The organism is Psychrobacter sp. P11G3, from assembly GCF_001435845.1.
Taxonomy (GTDB): Bacteria; Pseudomonadota; Gammaproteobacteria; order Pseudomonadales; family Moraxellaceae; genus Psychrobacter.
In genome coordinates, this window is sequence record NZ_CM003596.1 from 1 (window position 1) to 26,312 (window position 26,312).

The 26,312-nt window shown below is 42.4% G+C and carries 18 protein-coding genes; 12 read left to right on the forward strand and 6 right to left on the reverse strand.

The window, feature by feature from the left end; genetic code table 11:
• The first annotated feature begins 75 nt into the window (after nucleotides 1-75).
• From dnaA to AK824_RS00025, 5 genes are all read left to right on the forward strand, one after another.
• Complete coding sequence (gene dnaA, locus AK824_RS00005) at nucleotides 76-1,440, forward strand: chromosomal replication initiator protein DnaA (protein ID WP_413772225.1); 1,365 nt, start codon at nucleotides 76-78, stop codon at nucleotides 1,438-1,440.
• A gap of 160 nt (nucleotides 1,441-1,600) precedes the next feature.
• Entirely contained in the window at nucleotides 1,601-2,776 is a 1,176-nt protein-coding gene (dnaN, locus tag AK824_RS00010) for a DNA polymerase III subunit beta (RefSeq protein ID WP_057757559.1), read from the forward strand.
• Between the two features lie 138 nt (nucleotides 2,777-2,914).
• A complete protein-coding gene (gene recF, locus AK824_RS00015; protein ID WP_057757562.1) occupies nucleotides 2,915-4,126 on the forward strand; it encodes a DNA replication/repair protein RecF in 1,212 nt (403 codons plus the stop codon).
• Nucleotides 4,127-4,637: 511 nt separating this feature from the next.
• Nucleotides 4,638-7,253, forward strand: coding sequence for a DNA topoisomerase (ATP-hydrolyzing) subunit B (gene gyrB, locus AK824_RS00020; protein ID WP_082624520.1), 2,616 nt, complete (start codon nucleotides 4,638-4,640; stop codon nucleotides 7,251-7,253).
• Between the two features lie 126 nt (nucleotides 7,254-7,379).
• Nucleotides 7,380-8,006, forward strand: a complete 627-nt coding sequence (locus AK824_RS00025; protein ID WP_057757564.1) for a manganese efflux pump MntP — start codon at nucleotides 7,380-7,382, stop codon at nucleotides 8,004-8,006.
• Between the two features lie 106 nt (nucleotides 8,007-8,112).
• On the opposite strand, the gene rlmF is transcribed toward AK824_RS00025, so the two are convergent.
• Together rlmF and AK824_RS00035 are read right to left on the reverse strand one after the other, a co-directional pair.
• Nucleotides 8,113-9,150: a 23S rRNA (adenine(1618)-N(6))-methyltransferase RlmF gene (gene rlmF / locus AK824_RS00030; protein ID WP_057757567.1), complete on the reverse strand. Its 1,038-nt coding sequence runs from the start codon at nucleotides 9,148-9,150 to the stop codon at nucleotides 8,113-8,115.
• Between the two features lie 87 nt (nucleotides 9,151-9,237).
• Entirely contained in the window at nucleotides 9,238-9,975 is a 738-nt protein-coding gene (locus tag AK824_RS00035) for a LysE family translocator (protein WP_057757570.1), read from the reverse strand.
• A 229-nt stretch (nucleotides 9,976-10,204) separates the two neighbouring features.
• Here AK824_RS00035 and AK824_RS00040 point away from each other — a divergent pair, with 229 nt between their 5' ends.
• On the forward strand, nucleotides 10,205-11,005 hold the full coding sequence (locus AK824_RS00040; protein ID WP_057757573.1) for a crotonase/enoyl-CoA hydratase family protein: 801 nt from the start codon (nucleotides 10,205-10,207) through the stop codon (nucleotides 11,003-11,005).
• A gap of 193 nt (nucleotides 11,006-11,198) precedes the next feature.
• On the opposite strand, the gene AK824_RS00045 is transcribed toward AK824_RS00040, so the two are convergent.
• A complete protein-coding gene (locus AK824_RS00045; RefSeq protein ID WP_057757576.1) occupies nucleotides 11,199-12,017 on the reverse strand; it encodes a hypothetical protein in 819 nt (272 codons plus the stop codon).
• 366 nt (nucleotides 12,018-12,383) lie between these two features.
• On the opposite strand from AK824_RS00045, the gene AK824_RS00050 reads away from it, so the two are divergent.
• The gene (locus AK824_RS00050; RefSeq protein ID WP_057757579.1) at nucleotides 12,384-13,544 is read left to right on the forward strand and encodes a MalY/PatB family protein; all 1,161 of its coding nucleotides are present in this window, start codon (nucleotides 12,384-12,386) and stop codon (nucleotides 13,542-13,544) included.
• A 201-nt stretch (nucleotides 13,545-13,745) separates the two neighbouring features.
• Here AK824_RS00050 and AK824_RS13655 read toward each other — a convergent pair whose 3' ends face one another.
• Nucleotides 13,746-15,872, reverse strand: coding sequence for a YadA-like family protein (locus AK824_RS13655; protein WP_057757582.1), 2,127 nt, complete (start codon nucleotides 15,870-15,872; stop codon nucleotides 13,746-13,748).
• Nucleotides 15,873-16,566: 694 nt separating this feature from the next.
• Between AK824_RS13655 and guaA the strand changes: the two genes are divergently transcribed.
• The 3 genes from guaA to AK824_RS00065 all read left to right on the forward strand — a co-directional run bounded on the left by guaA (nucleotide 16,567) and on the right by AK824_RS00065 (nucleotide 20,266).
• On the forward strand, nucleotides 16,567-18,177 hold the full coding sequence (gene guaA / locus AK824_RS00060) for a glutamine-hydrolyzing GMP synthase (RefSeq protein WP_057757585.1): 1,611 nt from the start codon (nucleotides 16,567-16,569) through the stop codon (nucleotides 18,175-18,177).
• A gap of 233 nt (nucleotides 18,178-18,410) precedes the next feature.
• On the forward strand, nucleotides 18,411-18,563 hold the full coding sequence (locus tag AK824_RS13610; protein ID WP_197411804.1) for a hypothetical protein: 153 nt from the start codon (nucleotides 18,411-18,413) through the stop codon (nucleotides 18,561-18,563).
• A 98-nt stretch (nucleotides 18,564-18,661) separates the two neighbouring features.
• The gene (locus AK824_RS00065; protein ID WP_057757587.1) at nucleotides 18,662-20,266 is read left to right on the forward strand and encodes a hypothetical protein; all 1,605 of its coding nucleotides are present in this window, start codon (nucleotides 18,662-18,664) and stop codon (nucleotides 20,264-20,266) included.
• Nucleotides 20,267-20,347: 81 nt separating this feature from the next.
• Here the strand turns inward: AK824_RS00065 and AK824_RS00070 are convergent, their stop codons facing one another.
• Both AK824_RS00070 and AK824_RS00075 read right to left on the reverse strand, forming a co-directional pair.
• The gene (locus AK824_RS00070) at nucleotides 20,348-21,352 is read right to left on the reverse strand and encodes a YhdH/YhfP family quinone oxidoreductase (protein WP_057757590.1); all 1,005 of its coding nucleotides are present in this window, start codon (nucleotides 21,350-21,352) and stop codon (nucleotides 20,348-20,350) included.
• A 191-nt stretch (nucleotides 21,353-21,543) separates the two neighbouring features.
• Entirely contained in the window at nucleotides 21,544-22,521 is a 978-nt protein-coding gene (locus AK824_RS00075) for a zinc-binding dehydrogenase (RefSeq protein ID WP_057757593.1), read from the reverse strand.
• 927 nt (nucleotides 22,522-23,448) lie between these two features.
• Between AK824_RS00075 and AK824_RS00080 the strand changes: the two genes are divergently transcribed.
• Both AK824_RS00080 and oppB read left to right on the forward strand, forming a co-directional pair.
• Complete coding sequence (locus AK824_RS00080; RefSeq protein WP_057762248.1) at nucleotides 23,449-25,119, forward strand: ABC transporter substrate-binding protein; 1,671 nt, start codon at nucleotides 23,449-23,451, stop codon at nucleotides 25,117-25,119.
• Between the two features lie 175 nt (nucleotides 25,120-25,294).
• On the forward strand, nucleotides 25,295-26,215 hold the full coding sequence (oppB, locus tag AK824_RS00085) for an oligopeptide ABC transporter permease OppB (RefSeq protein WP_057757595.1): 921 nt from the start codon (nucleotides 25,295-25,297) through the stop codon (nucleotides 26,213-26,215).
• Nucleotides 26,216-26,312: the final 97 nt, after the last annotated feature.

Here is a 26,312-nt window from a genome sequence, read left to right on the forward strand (position 1 = left end):
ATGATAGACACAGCAAATATTTGGGATAAATGTCTAAACGATTTGCGTTATAACGTCAAAGACAACGTGTTTACTATGTGGCTGAGACCTCTGTCAGCTCATCAAGAAGCGCAAACTTTGATTATTCTTGCTCCCAATGATTATTTTGTGACGTATATCAAGAAGAATCATCTTCAAGATATTCAGCAACTGGTGACCAAACACAGCCAAGGTAGTATTGAAGAGGTCGTCGTACGTGTTGATAATGCTGGTCGCAATGTAGAAGATAACAGTCAATCAGGTTCTTTGTTTGTAGAAGACGAGGTCTCCCCTACCCCATCCGAACATAAATTTGAATCTATTCATCACAACAACGCAAAAGCAGATATCGAAGCGAACATGCGTCATACTGAGGCAGTTGAGTCTGCTGATACAAAATCATTAAGCTATCTGAACCCCGAATTTACTTTTGAAACCTTTGTTACAGGCAAGTCCAATAACTTGGCTTACAAGGCTTGTTATGAGCTTGGTAAGCGCCAATCAAAAAATCGTCACAATCCTTTATTTATATATGGCCCTTCTGGCTTGGGAAAAACGCATTTAATGCATTCTGTAGCTCATCGCTATTTAAAAAATAATCAAAGTTTTTATTATTTCACTTCTGAAAAATTTATAAATCAATTAGTTTATTCATTAAGAAATAATAAAATAGAAGATTTCAAAAAGAAAATTAAAAAAGTAGATTTATTGATTGTAGATGATATTCATGTATTGGCAGGAAAGACTAAAAGTAGTAATGAGTTTCTAACGTTATTTGCAGATTTTACTAGTGGTGATAAGCAATTGATTTTAGCCTCTGATCGCCATCCCTCCCAAATGACGGAATTTGATGAACGATTTAGATCACGATTTTCTTGGGGGTTAACAGTCGCTGTTGATCCTCCTGAAATTGATACTCGAGTGCAAATTCTGCAGAAAAAAGCGGCTTCCTACGGGATGGTATTACCAAAGGAATGTGCACTATTCATTGCGCAAAATGTGGTGTCTAATGTCAGACGTTTAGAAGGTGCCTTAAATCAGGTGTTTGCCAATGCTAACTTAACAGGGGCACAGATTACTCTTGAAATGGTGCAATATGCGCTAAAAGACATCGTTGCGATGCGTGTGCAAGCAGTCAATATGGATAATATCCGTAAGATAGTTGCTGAGTACTATGATGTCACGGTCAAAGATATTATGGGGCGTAAACGTACGCGTAGTATTGCAAGACCACGTCAAATAGCGATGGCTTTGTCGCGTGAATTAACAGGCGATAGCTTCCCTGAAATTGGTCAGTCGTTCGGTGGACGCGACCATACGACGGTGATGCACGCTTGCGATAAAGTAAATGAGTTAAGAGCAGCAGATCCTGCATTTGATAAGGATTATAAAACCCTAGCTCTGATGTTACAGGCAGGATAAAAGCGTTAGATATCGTTGTATTCTAGTAGATACAGATGGTTTATAATATCGAAAATATAAGTGCACAGATGCTCTGTAGATTATCGTCAGCAGACAAGGTATTATTGAGTCATTACGACAAATTTTTATAAAAGAATCATTCAAATAAGAGTAACTAAGCATGCAATTATCGATCAATCGAGAATCGTTACTAAAAGCTATCAACTTGATCGCCAAAGCCGCTGATAAACGCCACAATATGGTTATATTGGGTAATATTAAGCTACAGCTATCAGATTCTGAGCTTATCTTAACAGCGTCAGATTTAGAGGTAGAGCTGACATCGACATTGAAATTGCCTGCTGGTGCTTGTGTAGAAGCAGGTACAACGACGCTTCCTGCAACCAAGCTAAAAGATATTTGTAAATCGCTACCTGCCCAGGCGCAAGTTAATCTAGCAACTCAAGCAAATGAGCGTTGCTTGTTAACTAGTGGTAAGAGTCGTTTTACATTAGGGACACTACCAAGCGAAGACTATCCGAGCTTGGGTAACCCTGAAAATATCACACCTCTGACTATTAGCCGTAATCGTCTGACAGATTTGATTCACAAAACGCAGTTTGCAATGGCGATTCAAGATGTACGCTATTATCTAACAGGTATGCTCTTTGACGTTTCACAGCAGCAACTAACAACGGTAGCAACAGATGGCCATAGATTGGCATTAGCCCGTAGTGTTATCAATGTAAGCGCAGATCTCAATATGCAGGCTATTTTGCCACGTAAGGCAGTAATCGAACTTGAGCGTTTAGCTTCTGAGCTTGGTAAAATGTTGGGTGATCAGGACAACGTAGTTACTCTGAGCTTCGGTCGAGAGTTTTTACAAGTAAGTTTGCCATTTGGCGATGTCGATAGTGCAGGGCAGGTCAGCCAAGATCTAATGGTAACATTTACCGCACGTTTGATTGATGGCAAGTTCCCTGATTATCGCCGTGTAATGCCGAGCAATACTGATAAGCTGGCTTTATTCAGTCAGGAAAAAATGACGGACGTATTACGCCGCGTTGCCATTTTGAGTAATGAAAAATCTCGTGGTGTGGTCTTTAATTTTGCTAGCGATGGTATGGTCGAAGTACGTGCTAATAATGCTGAGCAGGATGAAGCAGTTGAAATGATACAAGCTAAGTATCAAGGCGAGCCGATGGAGCTGTCATTTAACGCTGCTTATCTGCAAGATGTATTAAGCGTTATCCAAGGCGATTTACAAATGCATATGAGCCAATCGAATGCCTCTGTATTGGTCAATCAACTAAATGATGAGTTCCATCAGTATGTCATTATGCCAATGCGTATATAATGCGTTTTTCTTTAGAAACAAACAAAATTGAATAGAAATAGTACGTTTCAAAGAGCTTTATTTTCAGTACTATATATTGGTTTTTAATAAACTTTTGCCTGCTAAGTAAGCAGGCTTTAATAGGCGGCTATCGATACTATGATTGAACGTCTACAAATATCCTATCTTAGAAACCTTACTCAAATTAGTCTAGAGCCTGCTGCTTGCAACATTATTATCGGTGCAAATGGTAGTGGTAAAACCTCGTTGCTCGAAGCTATATTCTTGTTATCAAGAGGTAAGAGCTTTCGCCATCACCAGCCTAAACGTTATATCCAGCATCATCAGAATAATACAACTGTTCATGCCAAGCTCAATGATAGTCGTACTTTAGCTATTCAAAAGCAAGCAGATGCTACGACTATCCTACGTCTCAATCAAACCACTGTTTACAACCAAAGTATCTTGACAGAGCAGCTACCTACGTTACTGATAGATCCATCGACAATGGATATGTTGGAGCAGGGAAGTGCGAGCCGTCGACAGCTGCTAGATTGGTTGGTGTTTCACATGAAACAAGGGTTTCATCCACAATGGATGGCTTATCAACGTCTCCTAAAACAGCGCAATAGTTTACTAAAAAGTACTCGTCATTTAACCCAAGTACAGCTTGCTGAGCTGAAATCATGGGATAAAGGGTTGAGCAACCATGCTGCTTTGATTCATCATTATCGAGAGCAAGTATTTATTGAATGGCAACCTTATTTTGCCAAGAGTATCGTACAGCTATTGCCCTCTTATGCTGAGCAACTGAGCCTAAGCTATAACGCTGGTTATGACACCAGTGTCGCGCTAGATGTGCAGCTTAGTGAGCGGTTGGAGCAGGATTTGCAATTGGGATATACCCGTATAGGCAATCATCGTGCTGATATTCATGTGCATTGGCGTTCTGATGAGTCTGTAAACGATCAAACGACAGATGCCGGAACAGCAGCTTCAGGACATGGTATTCAAACCAAATTACCGACTTTGAAAGAGCAAGCAGCAAACGTATTGTCTCGCGGTGAAAAAAAGCTGCTTATTACTGCATTACGCCTATCGCAGCTACCACTGTTGCTAAACGATGAAGAGCGCAGTAACTCAATCAAGGATGATTTATCATCGAGAGCAACACCTGTTGTACTCCTAGATGATATCACTGCAGAATTAGATGATAGAGCTATAGAAATACTGCTATCGACCCTCGCTAAACTCCCTTGCCAAGTATTTATGACCAGTCTGACAGATGATATTTTACCTTTAGTTAATGAACTCTGGTCACAACCAAATGTGTTTCACGTGAAACAAGGAAAAATCTTATTTACTAACTAATATTTCATTCTTCTACTTATACTTTTGATGATTACCTATCTACTTTCACCTCTCATTACTCAGTACACTAACCACTATTATCTGTCATGACAGTTACTATGTTAAGACGACCTTTCACAGACCATAAAACTCTCAGTAAACAGTGACTTAGAAGCAAAAAAATGTTAAAATAACCCTTTATTTTTGTCCTGTGCTCAGCAATTTATTTGACAGCATCATAGAAAAGATTTCTATTTTTTAATTACCTATAAGTATTTGATAATTATGTATTTTATTTATTTCAATAGTTTTAACAATGGCTAGAAAAACAAAGACTATTACTAATAAATAATTTATTAATTTTATCTCTGTGCAGCCTTTTTTGAGGCTAACGGTGGTTAGTGGTTTAGCTGCTCATATGCACTCTAGATTATGAATAATAGACGTTAATTTTAAGATGCCATTATGCAGTGGACTTTTTATAAGTGCGCTAATTATAAATGGCTGATTATGGCTAGATTAAGGAATGTACATGAGTGATTCATTACCTATTGACCACGAGCAATTGATAGACGACAGCACTACTGAAGCCGCCGTGCCTACTGTAGTTTCAGAAGTATTACCTTCTGATTATAGTTCTAAGGATATCCGTGTACTACGTGGGTTAGAGGCTGTACGCGTGCGCCCTGGTATGTATATCGGTGACACTGACGATGGCACAGGCTTGCATCATATGGTCTTTGAGGTAGTGGATAACTCTATCGATGAGGCGCTTGCTGGTCACTGTGATCAGATTGATATCGTTATTCACGAAGATGAGTCTGTCAGTGTGATGGATAATGGTCGCGGTGTGCCTGTTGATATCCATCCAGAAGAGGGTGTATCAGCGGCTCAGGTTATTATGACCGTATTGCATGCAGGCGGTAAGTTCGATGACAATAGCTATAAAGTGTCAGGTGGCTTGCATGGTGTAGGTGTATCAGTCGTTAACGCTCTGTCTCAAAAGCTTGAGATGAATATCTGGCGTGAAGGCTATCATTATCATCAGACTTATACTGACGGCGTACCTGATAGCGATATCCAACAGATGGAAGCAACTGATCAGACGGGCACACAAATCCGCTTTTACCCTAGCAGTGATGTGTTTACTGGTACGATCTTTGAGTACGATATCTTAGCAAAACGCTTACGTGAACTGTCATTTTTGAACTCTGGTGTGCGTATTGTTTTGACTGATGAGCGTATTGATAAGCGTCATGAGTTTGAGCATAAAGGTGGCTTGCTAGAGTTTGTTAGTTACATCAATGCTGGTAAAGACGGTATCAATGAAGTATTCCATTTTACCAGTCAGCAAGATGATGGTATCAGCGTAGAAGTTGCGCTACAGTGGACAGATACGTATAACGAAAAAGTATTGTGCTTCACTAACAATATTCCGCAAAAAGATGGTGGTACTCACTTATCTGGTTTCCGTTCAGCATTGACGCGTTGCTTGAACAGTTATATGGATCGTGAAAACTTATTCAAAAAAGAGAAAGTCGCTGCAACGGGTGATGATGCTCGTGAGGGGTTGACGGCAATTGTCTCTGTAAAAGTACCAGATCCAAAATTCTCAAGTCAGACCAAAGATAAGCTGGTATCAAGCGAAGTAAAATCTGCTGTTGAATCAGCCATGCATGACAAGTTCAACGACTATCTGTTAGAGAATCCAGGTGCTGGTAAAGCTATTGCTAATAAGATTATAGATGCAGCACGTGCGCGTGACGCGGCTCGTAAAGCGCGTGAAATGACACGTCGCAAGACTACTTTGGATATTGCAGGTCTACCTGGTAAATTGGCTGATTGCCAAGAAAAAGATCCAGTATTATCTGAACTATATATTGTGGAGGGTGACTCTGCAGGTGGGTCAGCTAAACAGGGTCGTAGCCGTAAAACGCAAGCAATCTTGCCACTAAAAGGTAAGATTCTAAACGTCGAGCGTGCTCGTTTTGATAAGATGCTATCATCTGCCGAAGTGGGTAACCTGATTACTGCATTAGGTTGTGGTATCGGTCCTGATGAGTATAATCCTGACAAAGTACGCTACCACAAAATCATCATCATGACCGATGCCGACGTTGATGGATCGCATATTCGTACCTTGTTATTGACGTTCTTCTTCCGTCAAACGCCTGAATTGATCGAGCGTGGTTATGTATATATTGCTCAGCCACCGCTATACAAAGTAAAAAAAGGTCGTCAAGAGTTATATCTAAAAGATGACGAAGCGCTTAAAGCGTATCTATTGTCTTCAACCATTGACAATACCAAGCTGCATATCAGTGCCGATGCGCCTGCGATTACTGGTCAAGCGCTTGAGACACTACTCAATGACTACAACCAAACGCAGTTGATCAAGGCGCGTCTGCAGATTCGCTTCCCAGCGGTGATTTTGGACGCATTGACGCATACGCCAAAACTTAGCACTGACATGACTTATGATGAGTCTGCCATGCAGGATTGGAAAGCAGCAATGCAGATTAAGCTTGATCACTTCGGTAGCGATCTAAGCCCTGAGATTGAACTGGTTAATATTCATGCGCCGCAGCCAAAAAATATGGATGCAGCCGCAGCAGATCTATTGGGTATGACGCCAGTAGTAGGTACTGAGGAAGGCGAAGCGTCAGATAGTGAGGCTTTATCTACCAAGGCTCAGTGGTTGCCACGCGTCACGGTATACGTGCATCAACTGGCACACCATTATCTGTTAGATGCTAGCTTTATCAACTCTGGTGAGTATGGAAAGTTGTTACGTCTATCAAGTGAGTGGAATACGTTGCTTGAGAGCGATGCCTTTATCCGCCGTGAAGCAAGTGCGGGCACAACGAAAGATATCCCAGTACGTGATTTCGATTACCTATGGCAACAAATGATGCTGGATGCACGTCGTGGTCTAGCTATCCAACGTTACAAAGGGCTAGGTGAGATGAACGCCGACCAGCTATGGGATACAACGATGGACCCTGAAAATCGTCGTATGCTACGCGTTACTATCGAAGATGCTATCGCCGCTGACCATATGTTTACTTGCCTAATGGGTGATCACGTTGAGCCGCGTCGTATCTTTATTGAAGAGAATGCGCTAACAGTATCGAACTTAGATATCTAAATTTGAAATTGGTTACTGATAATTTATAAAAATACCGCTTTGATATTCAAGGCGGTATTTTTGTTTCACGTGAAACTCATTTTTTAAAGTTGCTATTACTTAATAATTATAATTTATGGGAACCAAATGGTTGAAGTAATTTTACTCGCTATTGCTCTAGCGATGGATGCGTTTGCAGTGTCGATAGGGTTGGGTGCTAAGGCTCAAAAATACAGTCGTCAATATGTATTGCGCTTGGCTATTTATGCTGCGATTTACTTTGGTGGTGCTCAGGGCGTAATGCCTTTTATTGGATACTTATTGGGTGCGGCAATGTTGGGTTGGTTGGCCGCTGCTGCACCTTGGATTGGCGGCACTATATTGATTGCTCTAGGTGGCAAAATGCTTTACGAAGTATTTACTGCTGATGAGTCAGATGATGACAGTGATGATCTGGACGTTAATGATGATGCCACTAACACTGGTAGCGACACAGTAGTAGCCACGAGTAAGCACGGACATATTAATAACCGCACTATGTTTACGTTAGCAGTTGCAACCAGTATTGATGCAATGGCAGCAGGGTTTACGCTGAATTTATTGGCACTGAACGCGTGGTTAGCTTGCCTTATTATCGCTGTAGTAACCGCTATATTTGGCTGGCTCGGGGTTTATTTGGGACGTCGCTCAGGTACATGGCTAGAGGATAAAGCTGAAGCATTGGGCGGTATCGTGCTTATTGCGATTGGTCTAAAAGTGATGTTTTTTAGCTAATTTGTTTAGACTCTTACTGAGTATTTATGCAAAAGCACCGCTTTGAATATCAAAACGGTGCTTTTTTGTTTCACGTGAAACTCAGGTTAGTAGTTTTGCTTAGTGATTACTCTTCGTCAGTGTCAAAACGCCAAGCTAGTACACGAGTGCTTTTCTGACCTTGGCTCATTTCAATAATACGCATTTGAGCGACATTTAGCTGCTTTAACAATAATTGCAATGGCTTAACGTTTTCAGATTTCGACACTAAAGTAGTAAACCAGCCAACGTGTTCTGCAAAGCTCTGGCTTTCTTTTGCCATTTTGGTCAAGAACGCAATCTCGCCACCTTCACTCCATAGCTCTTTGTGCTGACCGCCAAAGTTTAGGTTTTGCGCAGCGTTGCCTGATTTGGTTGAATGACGGCTGATTTGCTCGCTTTCATTCTTACCACGATGGCGCTGCAGATTGTGCTGCTTGCGGCTATTGGCTTCCATCGCTTCTTCTAATGAAGCATGAAACGGAGGATTACAAACCACGACATCAAAATAATCTTGACGACCAATGATGTTTTTAAAGATAAACTTAGGCTCAGGCTGCAGCTTTACTTTGACCGCACTCTTTAGTTTTGGATTGGCTTCACAAATCAGCGCTGCGGTGTTGACCGAAATAGGGTCAATATCACTTGCTGTAAAGCGCCAGCCATAGCTTTGGCTACCGACGATAGGATAGATAGCACTGGCACCAGTACCGATATCAAGGGCGTGAATTTCCTTGCCCGTTGGCGGTGTGTTATCGGCATTTACGTGAGTGGTTTGCGCCAGTAAATCCGCGATATAGTGAATATAATCGGCACGTCCAGGAATAGGCGGACATAGATAGCCTTCAGGAATGTCCCAAAATTTAACCCCGTAATAGTTCGCCAACAGTGCTTTATTCAGCACGCGAACAGCCTGATGATCCGAGAAATTAATCGTCGACTCACCTTTAGGGTTGGTAATGGTGTGGTCAGCAAGCTCAGGTAAAGCGCGAGTCAATACCGCAAAGTCGTAACGACCTTGGTGAGGGTTACGTGGGTGCAGCTGACCGAGTTTCTTCGCGGTCGCAGGAGATCTGTTTCTGTGTTTACTATTTGCAGGGTTACGGGTCATGGGCTTACTTGTCATAATGTCAGGCTACGATATATGGATATAAGTAACCAGTGTAGCAGATTTCGCAGGTTGCTAATTGTTTATCCGCGCTTTATCGGTCGCTTATCGATGACGCAATATCAAGTTGAGCCCTAATACGATCATCGCAGTACCCAATACACGGTCGATCCAATGCTCAAATCTTTGGAAGCGTCGATGTACCGCAGGGATAGAGAGTAGCATGACTACCGTACTAAACCACGCCATCTGTAACACCATCATCCATACACCATAAATAGCCAATTGCCAAAGCGGTATGTCAGGCGATAATACAAGAGTAAAAATGGCTACAAAATAGACAGGGGCTTTAGGATTAAAGACATTACAAAGAAATCCGCGACGCAACGTGGCAAAGGTAGATTCGCCATTGCTAGACGATTTTTCGATAGTGGTTTCTTTTGTTGCAGATGTGGTTTGGCTAGCAAGGGAATCTTGCGAAACGTGAGCGCTTGAACCTACTTGCGGGTCTGCTTTTTCCAAAGGATGTGTTTTTTCTAACTCTGCTGGTTTTTTAGGCTTAGCTTGAATACCTTGCCAACCAAGATAAATCAGATAGCCGCCACCTAACCATTTAATAGTAGTCAATAACGGCTGTGAATGAGCGATGACAGTCGCCAGTCCTAATACAGAATAGATAATATGGACGGCAAGACCCAAGGTAATACCGAGACTACAAATCAAACCTGTGCGTCGGCCTTTTGCTAATGTCTGCTGCGAGACTAAGACAAAATCAGGGCCAGGTGAGGCTGCAGCCAATAGATGTACGCTAGTGATGAGCAAAAAACCGTGCCAAAATTCCATAAAATACTCTGAACCATATTTAGACCTGCAACATAGTTGCACTTATCGTAAATGAGGTCAACTTTTATCGATTTTTGCACTATGCGAGTCATCTCTATTGCTTGTGTTATAGAACGAGGGTGTCTATATTAAAGGTAACTTATCGCTCAATCTCTACACATAAATTACCGAGATTTGACTATATAACCACTCATTATATGCCAATGATTACTTTAACAAGGATGAAACCATGACTACGGATAGTAACGCCACAGAAAACCGCATCACTTATAACACGCAAGGCCATGTTTGCCTTGTCGGGCTAAATCGCGCTAACAAACGCAACGCTTTTGACAGTCATATGATTGCTCAACTGTCTGACGCCATGACTCGCTACGAGGCAGACGATAACTTACGCTGTGCGTTGATATTTGCCCATGGTGATCACTTCACTGCTGGATTAGATTTAGTCGAGCTACAAGACAAGCTAAACGATGGCGTGTTTGAGTTTAATGACGATCAAATCGACCCATGGGGTATCAGTGGAAAATTGCGTACCAAACCCGTGGTCGTTGCGGTCAAAGGCACTTGCTTCACTGTGGCTATCGAGCTGATGCTAAACAGTGATGTGGTCATCGCTAGTGATAACTGTAACTTTGCACAAATGGAAGTCCAGCGCGGTATCATGCCATTTGGCGGTGCAACGGTGCGTTTTGTCGCGGCAGCAGGCTGGCAAAAAGCCATGCCGTATTTGCTTACTGGTAAAGCATTTGACGCGCAAACGGCTGATAGGCTGAATTTGGTCAGTGAAGTGGTAGCAAATGGGTCTGAATACGAGCGTGCATTGACGATAGCCCAAGAGATCTGCAAAGCCGCGCCTTTGGGTGTCAGAGGCGCATTGTCTTCAGCACAAGACGCTAGCCGTAATGGGGCCGCGAAGGCATTGGCTAATATTCATAGTTATCTGCCGCCGCTGTTTCATTCAGAAGATGCAAAAGAAGGTGTAATGGCGATGGTTGAGAGACGTGAGGCCGAGTTTAAGGGGCGTTAATACTAATATGGTTTAAGAGTTATTTCTCATACGCAAAAGATAAAAGTTCGATATGTGGAGTTATCTTTTAAACCTCCGTAAAAGTCCTATTTAGTCGAACATACCACCCAAAAAAACCTCGCAATCGCGAGGTTTTTTGTTTTATCTAGTATGACTAACTATACCAGTATCAGTTTTAACCGCTCAACTATAATTATTTAGCTTTCTGGTAGTAATCAACCATCATCGTACCTAAAGTGCCGTTGTCATCAATCGTAACGATTCTGACCGTACCTGATTGTGCTGCGGTACTAGACTGCACTTGCCCAGCGTTACCTAAGACGACTTGGTTATCTTTAGACGCCTTTGCCTCATTACCAATAGCGATACTGTTCATGCCACCTGCCATAGATTTATTACCGACCGCGACTGAAGTTGCGCCTTGTGCTGCTGCCGCTTCACCGACAGCGGTAGAACGCATACCACTTGCATTGGCTAGATGACCAAATGCTTGTGCGCGTTCAGCGGTAGCTTTTGACTGCCAACCGATAGAGGTTGAGCCTAGACCAGCAGCATTGGCTTCACCGCCAACGGCAGTGGCTGAGTTGAGACCTGCATTGGCTTTATTGCCAACAGCAACCGTATCATTATTGCCACCTGCCATAGCTGCCTCACCGACAGCAGTAGAACGCACACCGCTTGCATTGGCTAGATGACCAAAAGCTTGCGCACGTTCAGCAGTGGCTTTTGACTGCCAACCGATAGAGGTTGAGCCTAGACCAGCAGCGTTCGCTTGACCACCAACAGCAGTAGCTGAGTTTAATCCTGCATTGGCCTGACTACCAATGGCAACGGTATCATTGGTGCCGCTAGTCGTGGCAGCATTGCCGAGAGTGATGGCGGTGCTGCTAGCTGCGTTTGCAGTCTGATGGTCAGTTCCTGTTGCCATAGCAGTGCAAGAAGCAGTTGTGGCAATGGCAAAGGTAAGGGCACTAATCTTTAGTACTGATTTCGGTAAAAAGTCCATTTTCATTCTTCATTCCTTTTTGTTAGCCTTGATGGCTTATTAGATAGTTTGGGTAGATGTTGATAGATTATAATCATGGCAACATCAGCGTACTTTGGCATAAATAACTTTATCATAGTTAGAGTCCGAAACCTTAATGTAGCATTAATTTTTAATCATTATTGAAATAAAGTTTACTTTATATCTTTGACGGTTATTTAAGCCGATAAATGGATATTTAGGGTCTAAAATCACTTTAATTCTTTGTGAAAAATTGAATGCGCCTTAATCTACTAGAGCAGATAGCGTAGCGTATATTGATAATACAATGCATATATTGCGCTGTATTTTTGACGTTCCAAACCATTATTATTCCAAATAAGAAGAGTACCAATGCAATATAACTTTGATGAAATAATCGACAGACGCGATACCGGCTCACTCAAGTGGCACTATAGCGATGACACGATTGCGCTATGGGTAGCAGATATGGATTTTAAGGCTGCCGCACCGATACTAAGCACGGTTGAGCAAGTCATGCAGCATGGCATCTTGGGTTATACCAAACCTACTGACGCTTTATATGACTCAATTATTAACTGGCATGGCAGTCGTTATGACTTGCAGTTAGAGAAGCAAAATATCTTGTTTTCCCCTGGTGTCGTGCCAAGCCTAGCGCTGATGATGAATGTTTTTACCAAGGTAGGCGAGGCGGTAATGGTCAACGATCCTATCTATACGCCTTTTATGAGCAAGGTTGAGCAAAATGGCCGTAAGCTTGTGCTCTCTGCACTGAAGGAAGTCGAAGGTAAATATCATCTGGACTTGGCTGATATCGAAGCCAAGATAATCGAACATAAGGTTAAGCTTTATCTACTATGCAATCCGCATAATCCTGGCGGGCGTGTATGGACGAGGGAAGAGCTGGAAGCGCTACTGGCCGTTTGCAAAAAGCACAACGTGGCGATTGTGAGTGATGAAATTCATCAAGATTTGACATTAACGGGTCATACGTTTACGCCATTTCTGACGCTGGCAAAAGGCTATGAGCACAACGTAGTCAGCCTGACTTCGATGACCAAAACCTTTAATATTGCAGGTATTAAAGGCTCGATGATATTTGCTAAAGATAAAGCGCTAATTAAAAAAATCAGTCAGCAGCAGCAATTAAATGATGAGTACGAGCTGAACCTATTTGCGTATACAGCCATGCGTAGTGCTTACGAGCACGGCGGTGAGTGGCTAGAGCAAGCGCTTAGTTATATCGAAGCCAACATTGAGTTGACGGTGCAGTTTTTAAATGAGCATTTGCCTGATATTAAAATCATGCGCCCAGAAGCATCGTACCTAATTTGGCTAGATTGCTCAGCATATAGCCAAGACGATCAGGCGCTGTATGATGCGCTTAGAGCTGCTAAAGTTGAGCTAAACGCCGGCATTAAATATGGCGAAGAAGGACATTTAAAAATGCGCCTAAATGTGGCCTGTCCTAAAGCAATATTGATAGAAGGGTTGCATCGTATGCGTATAGCCTTTGAAGATAACCTCAAATAGAGCATCAAGCAGATATAAAATGTGAGTTAGATATTTGCACTTATGCACTAGTTTGAAAGTTAGATTAGCTTTCTGCTTATAGACTTGATTATATCTAAGTGAATAAAAACCCCGCGATTGCGGGGTTTTTGTTTGGCTTGTTTCAATGGTCTATGCTTTGTCTGTATAAACCAATGGTTCAAGCAAGTACTTGCAAGTTATTTACCAGGCAAAAGTAACGCCGCCACGTGCGCCTACTTTACCAGTATCAGTACCAAAACCAGCGCCTGTCGAAATGGTAACACTGTCACTTACTCGTCCAGCAAACGATGCGCTGATTGCGGTGCTACTATTGTAGTAGCCCGTACCGATAGTCATCGCATACTTCTTACCTGAAGGAATAACCGGTGTCTCCATCGATAATGCCATGGCAATACCGTCTTCTGCTTCATCTAAACGATCTTCTTGACGATTGTACTGACTACGCAAATCGTTGAACTGTCTAGCGCTTGCAAATGAGTCTATACTACTGGTACCTAATGTACCGTTTGCATCAGCTGTCACGATACTGGTAGTCCCAGATTGTGATGCAGTGCTCGCCTGTAATTGACCTGTACTACCCAAGACAATTTGGTCATCATTTGCAGCAGAAGCACCGTTACCGATAGCAATACCGTTTGAACCACTAGCGGTGGATTGGTTACCTAGCGCGATAGATCCTGCACCTTGTGCCATTGCGGCTTCACCAACAGCGGTCGAACGTACGCCTGTTGCAGAAGCTAAATGACCAAACGCTTGCGCACGTTCAGCACTAGCGGTTGATTGCCAACCTATTGCGCTAGCTCCCGCTTGCGTTGCTTGAGCTTGAGCACCAACCGCAGTTGAAGAGGTACCAGAAGCCGTGGTTTGACGCACTCCGCTTCTATCCCCACCGATCGCTACACCATCTAAACCTGACGCTACCGAGTTATTACCAATAGCGACGGCATTATCTGATTCGGCGCTAGCTGCTTCACCGACTGCTGTTGAGCGTAGACCAGTCGCTGATGCTAAGTGACCAAAAGCTTGCGCACGTTCGCCAGTTGCTTCTGATTGCCAACCTACTGAAGTAGACCCTAAGCCTGCGGCGTTTGCTTGGCCACCGACTGCGGTGGCCGAGTTCATACCAGCATTGGCTTGGTTACCAATGGCGACTGTATCATTGCTGCCGCCTGCCATGGCTGCTTCACCGACTGCCGTAGAACGCACACCATTTGCTTGAGCTAGATGACCGAATGCTTGCGCACGTTCAGCATTTGCGCTTGATTGCCAACCAATAGCGGTTGCGCCTGGACCAGTGGCTACTGATTCGCCACCAACTGCCGTAGTAGAAGGACCTGTAGCATTAGCTGCATCACCTACTGCTAGGGCATCTACACCGTTAGCAATTGATTCGTTACCGATAGCGGTAGCGAAGCCAGATTGCGCGTCAGCGTTTTCGCCAATAGCTAACGATCGCTCGCCTTGGGCGGTCGCTAGATGACCAAATGCCTGCGCACGTTCGCCAGTTGCTGCTGACTGCCAGCCTACTGAAGTAGACCCTAAACCTGCAGCATTGGCTTGACCGCCGACTGCGGTAGCCGAGTTCATACCAGCATTGGCTTGGTTACCAATCGCGACCGTATCGTTACTGCCGCCTGCTATTGCTGCTTCACCGACTGCCGTAGAGCGTTCGCCGTTCGCTTGAGCCAAGTGACCGAATGCTTGAGCGCGTTCAGCATTTGCGCCTGATTGCCAACCGATAGCCGTTGCTCCTGGACCAGTCGCTACTGATTCGCCGCCAACTGCCGTAGTAGAGTTGCCTTGCGCACTAGCACCAGCACCGATTGCCACAGCGTCATTACCATTGGCATTTGAGCCAACACCGTCTTCGTCTAAAGTACCATCATTATTGACATCGTTATTACCACCAATCGCGATTGCACCATTGCCTGTTGCGCTTGCATCTTCACCGACAGCAACTGACTGAATACCGATTGCAGAGGTCTGATGCCCTAATGCAGTTGATCGATTGCCAGCAGTAACTGCTTGCCAACCGATAGCGGTTGCTCCTGGACCAGTAGCAACTGACTCACCACCAACTGCCGTAGTAGAGTTACCTGTTGCAGCTGAGTCTGTACCAACAGCAAGGGCATCCACACCTGTTGCAGTAGAATTAACACCGCACTCTAGAGCAGTTGCGTCAGTGCCTGCATTACAGTCTGGCGTTGCATCAGCAAATGCAGAGACTGAGGTTAGTGTTGCTGCGGCAACCGCCAAAGTGAGTGAGCTAAGCTTAAGTGCTGAGCGTTTCGAGAACTCCATTTCCATAATTTTTATCCTTTTTTAAGGCCCTAAAGGCTCTAGGTTGGTTCAGTGGGTATTGAAAGAGGTGTTTGCACTATTCGTCAGTCTAAAATAACTTTACTGCCAGATAACTTAACAATTGACCTTACAAAGTTTTGTTAAACAGTTGTTAATAAGGTCATTTTTAACTACCGTTAAAACAATGCGACTTTGTATCTAAAAGCGCAGATTGTATCTGTATTAGTAAGAACTAATTAATAATGTACACTGCTCCGTAATAAAAATCGATTATTATTTTTCCATTGTTTCAATATGATATGGTATTAAACAGGTGTCCTTCACAAACCTTAAAGAGTAAGTGTTAATTCGAGTAGTTGTATCATTAACTAGAACAATTAAAGTGATTCCGTAAAGTCTTATAGTTGTAGTATTTTTAGATGATTGTTGACTAATTACCATCCTAAATAAGGTGGTACTGTAATTAAGCGATTGGGGTTGAAGACTAGTGCAAATTTTATAGGCTGTTTACGTGATTAGTAGAAAGTTGCTAGTAAAAAATGAGCGCCTATCAGGTTAGTTAAGAGTATTCATAAGCTTGATTAGGCAGTTTCTGATAAAAAACCTATTGAATAACGAAATTTTGCGGAGGAAGTAACCCTTATAGTGCGTAAACTTGTTAAAATAGGGCACCAATTTATCTATTGATGGATATCGATTTATGACCACTGCTGCTGCCACTCCTGCAATCAAAGAAGATCGCATCTTAATCCTCGATTTTGGCTCGCAATATAGCCAGTTAATCGCTCGCCGTGTGCGCGATTCTGGGGTGTTTTGTGAGATGTTCCCTTATGATATCGACACTCAGCGCATCATCGATTTTGGCGCAAAAGGCGTCATCTTGTCAGGTGGCCCTGAGAGCGTCCACGCAGAAAACAGCCCACGTATTAACGATGCGGTATTTGATCTAGGCGTACCAGTACTAGGTATCTGCTACGGTATGCAAGCGATGGCAGATCGTTTTGGCGGGCAAGTTCATGCCAGTGATATTCATGAGTTTGGTGCAGCGACTATCGAAGTAAATGGTCACTCGCAGCTGACTGACGGTATCGAAGACAGCAAGACTGACGGCGCGGCTGCCAAGCTAAACGTTTGGATGAGTCATGGTGACAAGGTTATCGAAGTACCTGAAGGCTTTGATATCATCGCTAGCACGCCAAGCTGTCCAATCGCGATTATGGCCAATGATGACAAGCAATACTACGGCCTACAGTTCCACCCAGAAGTGACACATACGCTACAAGGTCAAGCGCTGCTTGGTCGTTTCGTGCATCAAATCTGTGAATGTGCAGGTGAGTGGACGCCAGACAATATCGCTGATATGCGTATCGCGCAGCTAAAAGAGCAAATCGGTGACAAGCAAGTATTGCTAGGTCTATCGGGCGGTGTTGATAGTTCAGTCGTTGCCGCGCTATTGCACAAAGCAATCGGCGATCAGCTGACTTGTGTGTTCGTCGATAACGGTCTATTGCGTTTGCATGAAGGCGACCAAGTGATGCAAATCTTTGCAGAAAACATGGGCGTAAAAGTTATCCGTGTTGATGCTGAAGATTTGTTCTTAGATGCGCTAGCAGGCGAGTCTGATCCAGAGAAAAAACGTAAAATCATCGGCAAAACCTTCATCGACGTATTCGCTGATAGCGCGCGTCAAGTGAGCGAGCAGAGCGATGGTAAAGTCGTTGAGTTCTTGGCACAGGGTACGATTTACCCAGACGTGATCGAATCTGCTAAGTCACATCAAGGCAAAGCACACGTGATTAAGAGCCACCATAATGTTGGCGGTTTGCCAGATGATTTGGCATTTAAACTGATTGAGCCGTTACGTGATTTGTTCAAAGACGAAGTGCGCAAGCTTGGTATTACGCTAGGGTTGCCAGCCAAAATGATCTATCGTCATCCGTTCCCAGGTCCAGGTTTGGGCGTGCGTATCCTTGGTGAAGTCAAAAAAGAATACGCGGATATCTTGCGTTTGGCTGATGCAATCTTTATGCAAGAGCTTGAGCGCTCAGGGTGGTATGACAAGACGGCACAAGCATTTGCGGTATTCCAACCAATCAAATCTGTCGGCGTGGTCGGCGATGGCCGCCGCTATGCATGGGTAATCGCGCTACGTGCGGTTGAAACCGTAGACTTTATGACGGCTCGCTTTGCGCATCTGCCGTATGATTTGATCGAAACGGTATCGAACCGCATCATGAATGAAATCGCTGAAGTATCACGCGTGACTTATGATGTGTCGAGCAAGCCGCCTGCAACGATTGAGTGGGAATAACACTTAATAAAAGCTATCAAACTAAAAAACTGATTAGCTTGATTTAGTAGTATAAAAACACTCAACTTGGTTGGGTGTTTTTTTTGGTTTAGGGTCTAAGTTAAAAGGGATAAGAAGCATAGTAAATTTACGTCGCCAGAATTATTGGTTATTTTGAGTACGGTTATTTATAGTTAACTTACTTACCCATTGGTAAGTAAAACAATTTATAACTAACTTATTAAGGACATACTATGAGTGACTCAAATAATTCAACACCCAACCATGAAGCAGATATTGAGAATTCAAATGGTGGTACTTCAGGTACGAATGAGACTTACCAACAAGCTCAGGACAACCATGCTAATCAGTTGAATCCTAATCATGAACCAACCAACTCTAAATAGGTTTTATAGTATCTTTATAATCAGTTTTTAAATCCCTCAGGCTTTCTGTATTCAGAAAACCTGAGATTTAATAATATAAAATTTTATTAGGAGTTGTTATGCCTGCTTTAGCTCAGTTTCCATCGCAAGGTGATCTGCTTAAATTTCTATACAATGCAACGGGTATTATTCCGTCAAAAAAACAATCTATTGTTGACCTTAATATACATAATAAAAGCTTACATAGAAGTTTAGATAGAGTAGCTAAAGAAGAGGGTGATTTCTTAAAGAATTTTGAAGAACATGCTGATGGGTTTAGGTCAGCAATAAACGGTATGTTTTCAAACTCTATGTATGGTGATATATTGTTTGCCCCACTCATTGAGATATTTCAGGTATATACTCAAACTGTATTAACCGACCATACTTATCTAGATAAGAAAGAATCTTTATCATTTCTGATCAATACTGCTTTCCTACAAAGAGCTACTATCTCAATATTTAAATACACACAGCACTATAGTAATTTCTTAAATATCTCTCTTCCACCTAATGGCAAATTTTGGTTCTTAGAGTATGACTATACAACGCCCTTAACCCGAGTTATGAATTGGATATACGACTGTGAAGACAAAAATCTAGAAGTATTCCATGACACTTCTAAATTTAGTACTAATGAATGTATTGATCAAATTGATCAGGACTTAGCTAATGTAAGAAATTGGTTATCTGGTACTGTTAAGCTACCACCATTTTCTAATATCTTAGATGTTTTCCATAGGGCGTTTACAGCTCACAAAATTGATAGCGACAAAAAAGATAGATATGTATTTTTCTTATTTATTGCTAGGTTCGCTACTTACTGCTTGGATAGTCTTTTTGAGAATACTGATATAAAAGAAGCACTAAAGATTCTTGTGAAAATGAAGTCATATTTAGAATTGATCGAAATTGACTATGAAATATCTTGTTTGGCATTTGATTCTCTAGAGTTGGATAGTAATATACAGAATGGTGAAGTAACTAGCGAACAGATATTAAGAAAGGCTAAGTTAGCAATGTTCTTTGAAATAACTAACAAGTGGAACGAGCATTTTGCTCAGTTTTCTCCCGAAGAAATAAACGTTTTGCCAGAAATTAGTAGGTCACCGAATAACTTTGTAATTAAAACTTTCAAAGACTATTTAGTCACTATCGACAGTCTTCATAATAATGAATTTGAGATAAATATAAAGAATTGTATTGAAGGCTACAGTGTGATGAAACAAAAGTATAATTATCAACAATGGCTAAACGAATACTACGGAGTTGGCAATGATGTCATTTATCCTTGGCTTGTACATTGGATAGATGGTATGAAGTCTTTTTGCAATAAAGAGTTTGAATCATCCCTTACAAGTATGAGGAAAGCATTTGATACCATTAGATATTCAGCAGGTAATAGGCAAATTAAATTTATAGAAGATTATATGCTAGTAGCGTTAGCACAGCCTAATAAGAACGGTAATATACAAGGGTTGAAAGATTTTAAACTAGCTTTCAAATGGGGTGTTTTTATGAACCATTTTGACGCTTTTCCAGAATTTTATACTGATATAAGTAATAAAGAGCTAGAAGCAGTTTTTAAAGATAGAAAGAAATCTTATAAGTCAGTTGCAGGTAGTAATTTTGACACTAAAGTTTTAGCAAAGCTCTTATTTCACTGGAAATATGATAACCAATAAAAGCATTCTAATAGAAAAAAGGCAGCACCTCAAAAGAGATGCTGCTTTTTTTATGAAAATTAGTTTTAAACCAAATACTAACTAACCCTTCACATTCACCACATAACGCCCAACCACTTTGCTAGACATAAAGCGATCTAAGTATTCTGGTGTTTGTTCTAGCGTAATCTCTTCACCATAGCTCTCAAGGTTAGGTAGTTTCATATCGGTGGCGACACGTTTCCAGATAGCTTCCTTGTCAGCCAATGGAATATAGACCGAGTCGATACCCAATAATGATACTGCTCTCGTGATAAACGGCATGACCGTCATTGAAAACTCAGCGCCACCTGCTAGACCACAGCTCGTCACCGCGCCGCCCGCTTTAGTTTGTTTGAGCAAGTTAGATAGGTAATCACCACCGATGGTATCGATAGCGTTTGCCCATAGCTCACGGCCGACAGGCTTGTTACCGATTTCATTGATGGTATCGCGATGACGTACTTCGCTTGCGCCAAGCTCTTTTAGATGCTCGCTTTGCTCTGGCTTACCTGAGAATGCAATCACGTCATAGCCGAGCTGCTTTAAGATAGCGATACTGATTGTACCGACGCCACCTGTTGCACCAGTGACAGCAACTGGGCCATCACTGGGTTTTGCGCCCATTTTTTCTAGCTTTTGGACACTTAGCGCTGCGGTTAGACCGCCAGTACCATAGGTCATCGCTTCTTTTAGCGTCAGCGTTTCTGGGCAAGGTAGCGCCCAATCGGCAGGTATAGAGATCATCTGACCGAGACCACCATCTGTGTCCATACCGAGATCATAGCCGAATACTAATACTTCTTGTCCTGCGCTAAATGTGCCTGATTTATCACTGACGACCACGCCAGCGGCGTCAATACCTGGGGTATGCGGGTACTGTTTGGTGATTCGTTTATTACCAGTGGCTGACATCGCATCTTTAAAGTTTAACGATGAATAATGCACTTCGATGAGCAAGTCATTTTCCGGCAAGTCACTGACTTTACGCTCTTGAATGCTCTTTTTAAATTCGCCATCACTGGTTTCTTCGACGACTAAGGCTTTAAACGTTGTATCGTTTGACATGGTTATATCCTTATTAAGTATTATTATTTGAGTTGATAGGCAATTGCTTATGAAACTAATTACATTGAAACCATCATGACAACAGCATGGTTAAAATAAAAAAGCCCATAGTATTATCTAACGAGTAATACAAATGGACTTTTCATATTTATGATGCCTTCAAGGACAATCAATGCAAGGTAGAGTATCGCTTAAGGCTTCAGGATAACTTTACCTTTTTTGCTTGATTGTACTTTTCCAGAGACGGCAGTCGTGATGTCGTCCAGACTATAGATAGCTTCGATAGGGAGTTTTAGGTCGCCGTTCGAAGCGCGCTCTAGTAGTTCATCGATTAGACGTTGTTTGTTTTCCAGATCCATTTCTTGGCTGGTTTTGCTGCCCCAGAATCCTTTTACAACGGCCTGCTTAAAGATCAAGCTGCCAGCGTCTAGTGCCATTGGCTTGCCTGACATGATACCGAATGAGACCAGCGTGCCTTTGCTACCCAGTAACGATAGTAGCTCATTGCTCGACTCACCACCGACTGAATCGACGGCTGCTGTAATCTTGTCATCGCCAATGATGGCGCGAACTTGGTCTTTCCAGTCATCATCAGCAGTGACGACATTGTTTTTGATACCGAGCGAGGTCAGCTCTTCTATCGCATCTTTACTACGTACGAGGTTAATCGTATTCACGCCGCGTGCTGCTGCGAGCATGGCAAGGGTTTTACCCACAGCGCCGTTTGCCGCGTTGTGAATAATCCATTGACCGCTATCTACTTCTAGGAACTCTAATAGCATTAGGGCAGACAGCGGCATAGCGATCAGCTGTGCAGCCAACTCGTCTTCGATACTATCAGGCATGTTGAATACCATGCTGGCAGGTGCAACAAAATACTCCGCCCACGTCTCATGCACACTGGCACAAGCCACACGTTGGCCGACGCTTAGATCTGTGACGTCATCACCCACCGCATCGATAATACCTAGCGCCTCACTACCACCGATGGCTGGCATCTCAGGCTTATAGCCGTATTGACCACTTACGGTAAGCAAGTCATGGTTATGAATAGGGGAGAGAATAGTTTTGATACGGACTTCGTTGGCCGCTGGCTGCGGCATGGGGCTGTCGCCAACGCTTAATACGTTGGAGGGTTTGCCAAAACTGTGATGAATAGCACTACGCATGATGATTTCCTTTATATATTTATGATGTAATTTATGTATAAGTGTATTAAGAGTATGAATAGCCGACTATAAACATCATGTCATTGAGATCACTCATCGATGTATTTTTTCTTCTAGTAGAAACGATACCATGATAATGATGCTTAGAGGTTATCGACTAACAAAGACACTATACTTAAAAATAGACTGGTCGTCTAGGAGTGGGATACATTTGCGCTAACGGAATTTTGTTATAGAAAGCTTGGCTTACATCGGTCATATTCTTTGTGTTACTGCTCACACTGATCTAGAGCTGTTCATGTTATTTGGTTTATGGGTTTCAGCAGGATTCTCTAATGACTAGGGCCTTTTAGAGAGAAACTAAAAAGAAAAATCATTGGTAACATGACTCAATGAATTACAGCGAATATCTTAATTAATCACCGTGCTACTCAAGGTCGCACTAGAACGTATCACATGAATGCTCTGCCATATGATTATCTAAATTATCAAATGTCTTACACTTAATAATAGAGTGCTATTCCAAGTAGTAGTTCGTAAGCACTATAAAATGTCAAACATATGTCAGATACAATTTATAACATAAGAGTAGCCTTTTGACGAATGATGGTTTTTTTATAAAAAAACTGGTTAAGTCCTTGTAGAATTCCATAAATTAGTATGTTTTTTGTTCGTTTCTACTAACTAATAATATATGCAGATGTATGACTAAATTCACGTTTTTTCTGTGAACTGAAAAATTGTTGACATTAATAAATTTTTTTATTATTACTATTACCAATAGTTTTCTAACGTTTATTATTAATAGATGGTCAGATGATGGCCTTTAACGACGTAAATAATGGTTATGAAAACGATATATTAACTGTAAATGGATTTACTACTAGATTAGTTAATCTGATCGCCACCTGCCTGCTAGGACGCCATATGACCCGCAACTCTGTCTCCCTTCGTACTGCTGTATTTTTACCGACTTCTCTTGTACTTGCCATGTTTATGACAGGGTGTAATGATAATGCGGCTACTAATAGTACCAGCTCATCAGCCAATATTGATCCAAACGTACTAGCAGATACTCAAGAGCTGGTCATTAATAATGGAACAGAGCCTGAATCGCTTGATCCACATAAAGTGTCTGGTGTACCTGAGTCTAATATTGGTCGTCAATTATTTGAAGGGCTAACCAATACCGATGCAGACGGTAAAACTATTCCAGGAATCGCAACTGAGTGGGAGAGTCCGGATAACAAAGTATGGACTTTCAAATTACGTGATGCCAAGTGGTCAAATGGTGATCCAGTCACTGCGCAAGACTTTGTTTATAGCATGCGCCGCCTAGTCGATCCCAATACAGCGTCGCCTTATTCAAGCTATTTGGTTGATGCTAAAGTAGTTGGTGCTGATAAAATCGTTGAAGGTGCTGCAGGTATAGACACACTTGGAGTAAAGGCAATTGATGACAAAACACTGCAGGTCACTTTGTCAGAGCCAGTACCTTATTTTCCAGATATGCTTATTCATAATTCCGTCAAACCTGTGCATCAAAAAACAATCGAAGCATTTGGTGATAAATGGACGGATCCTGCCAATATCGTCGTCAACGGCCCTTATAAAGTCAGTAAATGGCAGATTAACGATGAGCTAGTCTTGACACGTAATACCTCTTATTATGACGATGCTAATACAACGCTTGATACCATCACGATGCTACCTATTCCTTCTAGCACGACCGATGTAGCACGCTATCAGGCTGGTGAAGTGGACGTTACTTACAATGAGATTCCAACCGAGCAGTTTGCTTCTTTAAAAGAGAAAAATGGTGATGAGCTTAGAGTTTCACCTTATCTCTGTACCTATTATTACGAGTTCAATACCGTCAAGCCTCCTTTCGACAACCCTAAAGTACGTCGTGCCTTAGCCTTATCATTAGATCGTGACACCATTGCCGATAAGGTTATTGGACAAGGCCAAACAGCGGCTTATCAGCTCACACCTATAGCAGCTAATGGCAAGGTGGAAAACAAACCAGAATGGTCTACGTGGGATAAAGAGAAGCGTATTGCTGAAGCCAAAAAACTACTAAATGAAGCTGGCTACAACGAGAATAATCCGCTTTCCTTTGAGCTGCTTTATAACACCAATGACAATCATAAAAAGGTCGCAGTTGCTGCCACTTCGTTATGGAAACAAGCGCTCGGTTTCGTCGATGTAACCTTGACCAATAAAGAATGGAAAACCTATCTTGATACGCGCCGTAACGGCAATTATCAAATCGCTCGTGCTGGTTGGTGTGCCGACTACAACGAACCTTCAGCATTTTTGAATATTGCCAAATCTGACAATAGCGGTAACTACGGTAAGTACGCCAATGCCAATTTTGATAGCTTAATGGCTCAAACGTTAAAAGCAGGCGTCACGCCTGAGCAACGTGCAAGCTTATATCAAAAAGCGGAAGCACAGTTAGATCAGGATATGGGGCTACTTAATATCTATCACTATGTCAGCCCTCGTTTGGTAAAACCTTACGTCATCGGCTTTTCAACGAAAGATCCTCTAGACAACTGGCAAGGTAAAGATATCTCTATCGCCAAGCATTGATCATCAAAGAATGACCATCCAACAGTCTTATTAGCAGGCGCTATGAAAAGGAGCAATTCCGATTGATAGCGTCCGTCTGCTATGGACCAGAGAAAGTCTGAAAGTGGCGTAAGTACTCAAAACGAGCATTTTGAAATCAAGCGTTGTTGTACAGGTAACCTTATAAAGAGGCATTATGCTAAAGCTTATTTTTCGGCGGATTTTAGAAGCCATTCCGACCATGTTTGTTTTGATAACCGTGTCTTTTTTTATGATGCGTTTGGCACCGGGCAGTCCTTTTACTAGTGAGCGTAGTTTGTCTCCAGCAGTATTGGCCAATATCGAAGCCAAATACAACCTTAATGATCCTATGTGGCTGCAATATATTAATTATCTAAAGCAGCTGGCTCTAGGCGATTTCGGACCATCCTTTAAGTATAAAGACTATACGGTCAATGAATTGTTATCGCAGTCTTTTCCGGTATCAATGGAACTTGGCTTGTATGCTTTTATATTAGCACTGGTGTTAGGGCTTATTCTTGGGGTGATAGCTGCGCTCAAGCAAAACTCTTGGATGGATTATATTCTCATGGCGTTCGCTATGACGGGTGTTGTGATTCCAAGCTTTGTAAAAGCCCCCTTATTAGTACTGGTGTTTGCGATTCTTTTACAGTGGCTGCCCGCCGGTGGCTGGAATGATGGAGCAGTGCGAAACCTAATACTGCCCGTTACAGCTTTAGCATTGGCTTACGTCGCTAGTATTGCACGTATCATGCGTGGCTCGATGATTGAGGTGATGAATAGTCAGTATATCCGTACGGCAAAGTCTAAAGGGTTGCCGATGCGTCGAATCGTGATGAAGCATGCGCTCAGACCAGCATTACTACCTGTGATTTCTTATCTTGGTCCTGCTTTTGTCGGCATTATCACTGGCTCTATCGTGATCGAGACTATTTTTGGTTTACCAGGTATCGGGCAGTTATTTGTGAATGGGGCGCTGAATCGTGATTATGGTGTTGTACTTAGTTTGACCATTTTAGTTGGTGTATTGACGATTGCCTTCAATGCCATCGTCGATATTTTATACGCCATTATTGATCCAAAAATCCAGTATTGATATTGGTACTAATGGCCACTTAAAGCACACCGTATAAATGCCAATTATCGCTTAAAAATACATATCAGATTCTCAATTAAATGAGTAAAAGGACGAC

Coding starts and splice junctions, on each gene's coding strand:
- gyrB (WP_082624520.1), top strand. CDS start 4,638: ATGAGTGATTCATTACCTATTGACCACGAGCAATTGATAGACGACAGC.
- guaA (WP_057757585.1), top strand. CDS start 16,567: ATGACCACTGCTGCTGCCACTCCTGCAATCAAAGAAGATCGCATCTTA.
- oppB (WP_057757595.1), top strand. CDS start 25,295: ATGCTAAAGCTTATTTTTCGGCGGATTTTAGAAGCCATTCCGACCATG.
- dnaN (WP_057757559.1), top strand. CDS start 1,601: ATGCAATTATCGATCAATCGAGAATCGTTACTAAAAGCTATCAACTTG.
- AK824_RS00065 (WP_057757587.1), top strand. CDS start 18,662: ATGCCTGCTTTAGCTCAGTTTCCATCGCAAGGTGATCTGCTTAAATTT.
- AK824_RS13655 (WP_057757582.1), bottom strand. CDS start 15,872: ATGGAAATGGAGTTCTCGAAACGCTCAGCACTTAAGCTTAGCTCACTC.
- rlmF (WP_057757567.1), bottom strand. CDS start 9,150: ATGACAAGTAAGCCCATGACCCGTAACCCTGCAAATAGTAAACACAGA.
- AK824_RS00045 (WP_057757576.1), bottom strand. CDS start 12,017: ATGAAAATGGACTTTTTACCGAAATCAGTACTAAAGATTAGTGCCCTT.
- AK824_RS00070 (WP_057757590.1), bottom strand. CDS start 21,352: ATGTCAAACGATACAACGTTTAAAGCCTTAGTCGTCGAAGAAACCAGT.
- AK824_RS13610 (WP_197411804.1), top strand. CDS start 18,411: ATGAGTGACTCAAATAATTCAACACCCAACCATGAAGCAGATATTGAG.
- recF (WP_057757562.1), top strand. CDS start 2,915: ATGATTGAACGTCTACAAATATCCTATCTTAGAAACCTTACTCAAATT.
- AK824_RS00075 (WP_057757593.1), bottom strand. CDS start 22,521: ATGCGTAGTGCTATTCATCACAGTTTTGGCAAACCCTCCAACGTATTA.
- AK824_RS00035 (WP_057757570.1), bottom strand. CDS start 9,975: ATGGAATTTTGGCACGGTTTTTTGCTCATCACTAGCGTACATCTATTG.
- AK824_RS00025 (WP_057757564.1), top strand. CDS start 7,380: ATGGTTGAAGTAATTTTACTCGCTATTGCTCTAGCGATGGATGCGTTT.
- AK824_RS00080 (WP_057762248.1), top strand. CDS start 23,449: ATGACCCGCAACTCTGTCTCCCTTCGTACTGCTGTATTTTTACCGACT.
- dnaA (WP_413772225.1), top strand. CDS start 76: ATGTGGCTGAGACCTCTGTCAGCTCATCAAGAAGCGCAAACTTTGATT.
- AK824_RS00050 (WP_057757579.1), top strand. CDS start 12,384: ATGCAATATAACTTTGATGAAATAATCGACAGACGCGATACCGGCTCA.
- AK824_RS00040 (WP_057757573.1), top strand. CDS start 10,205: ATGACTACGGATAGTAACGCCACAGAAAACCGCATCACTTATAACACG.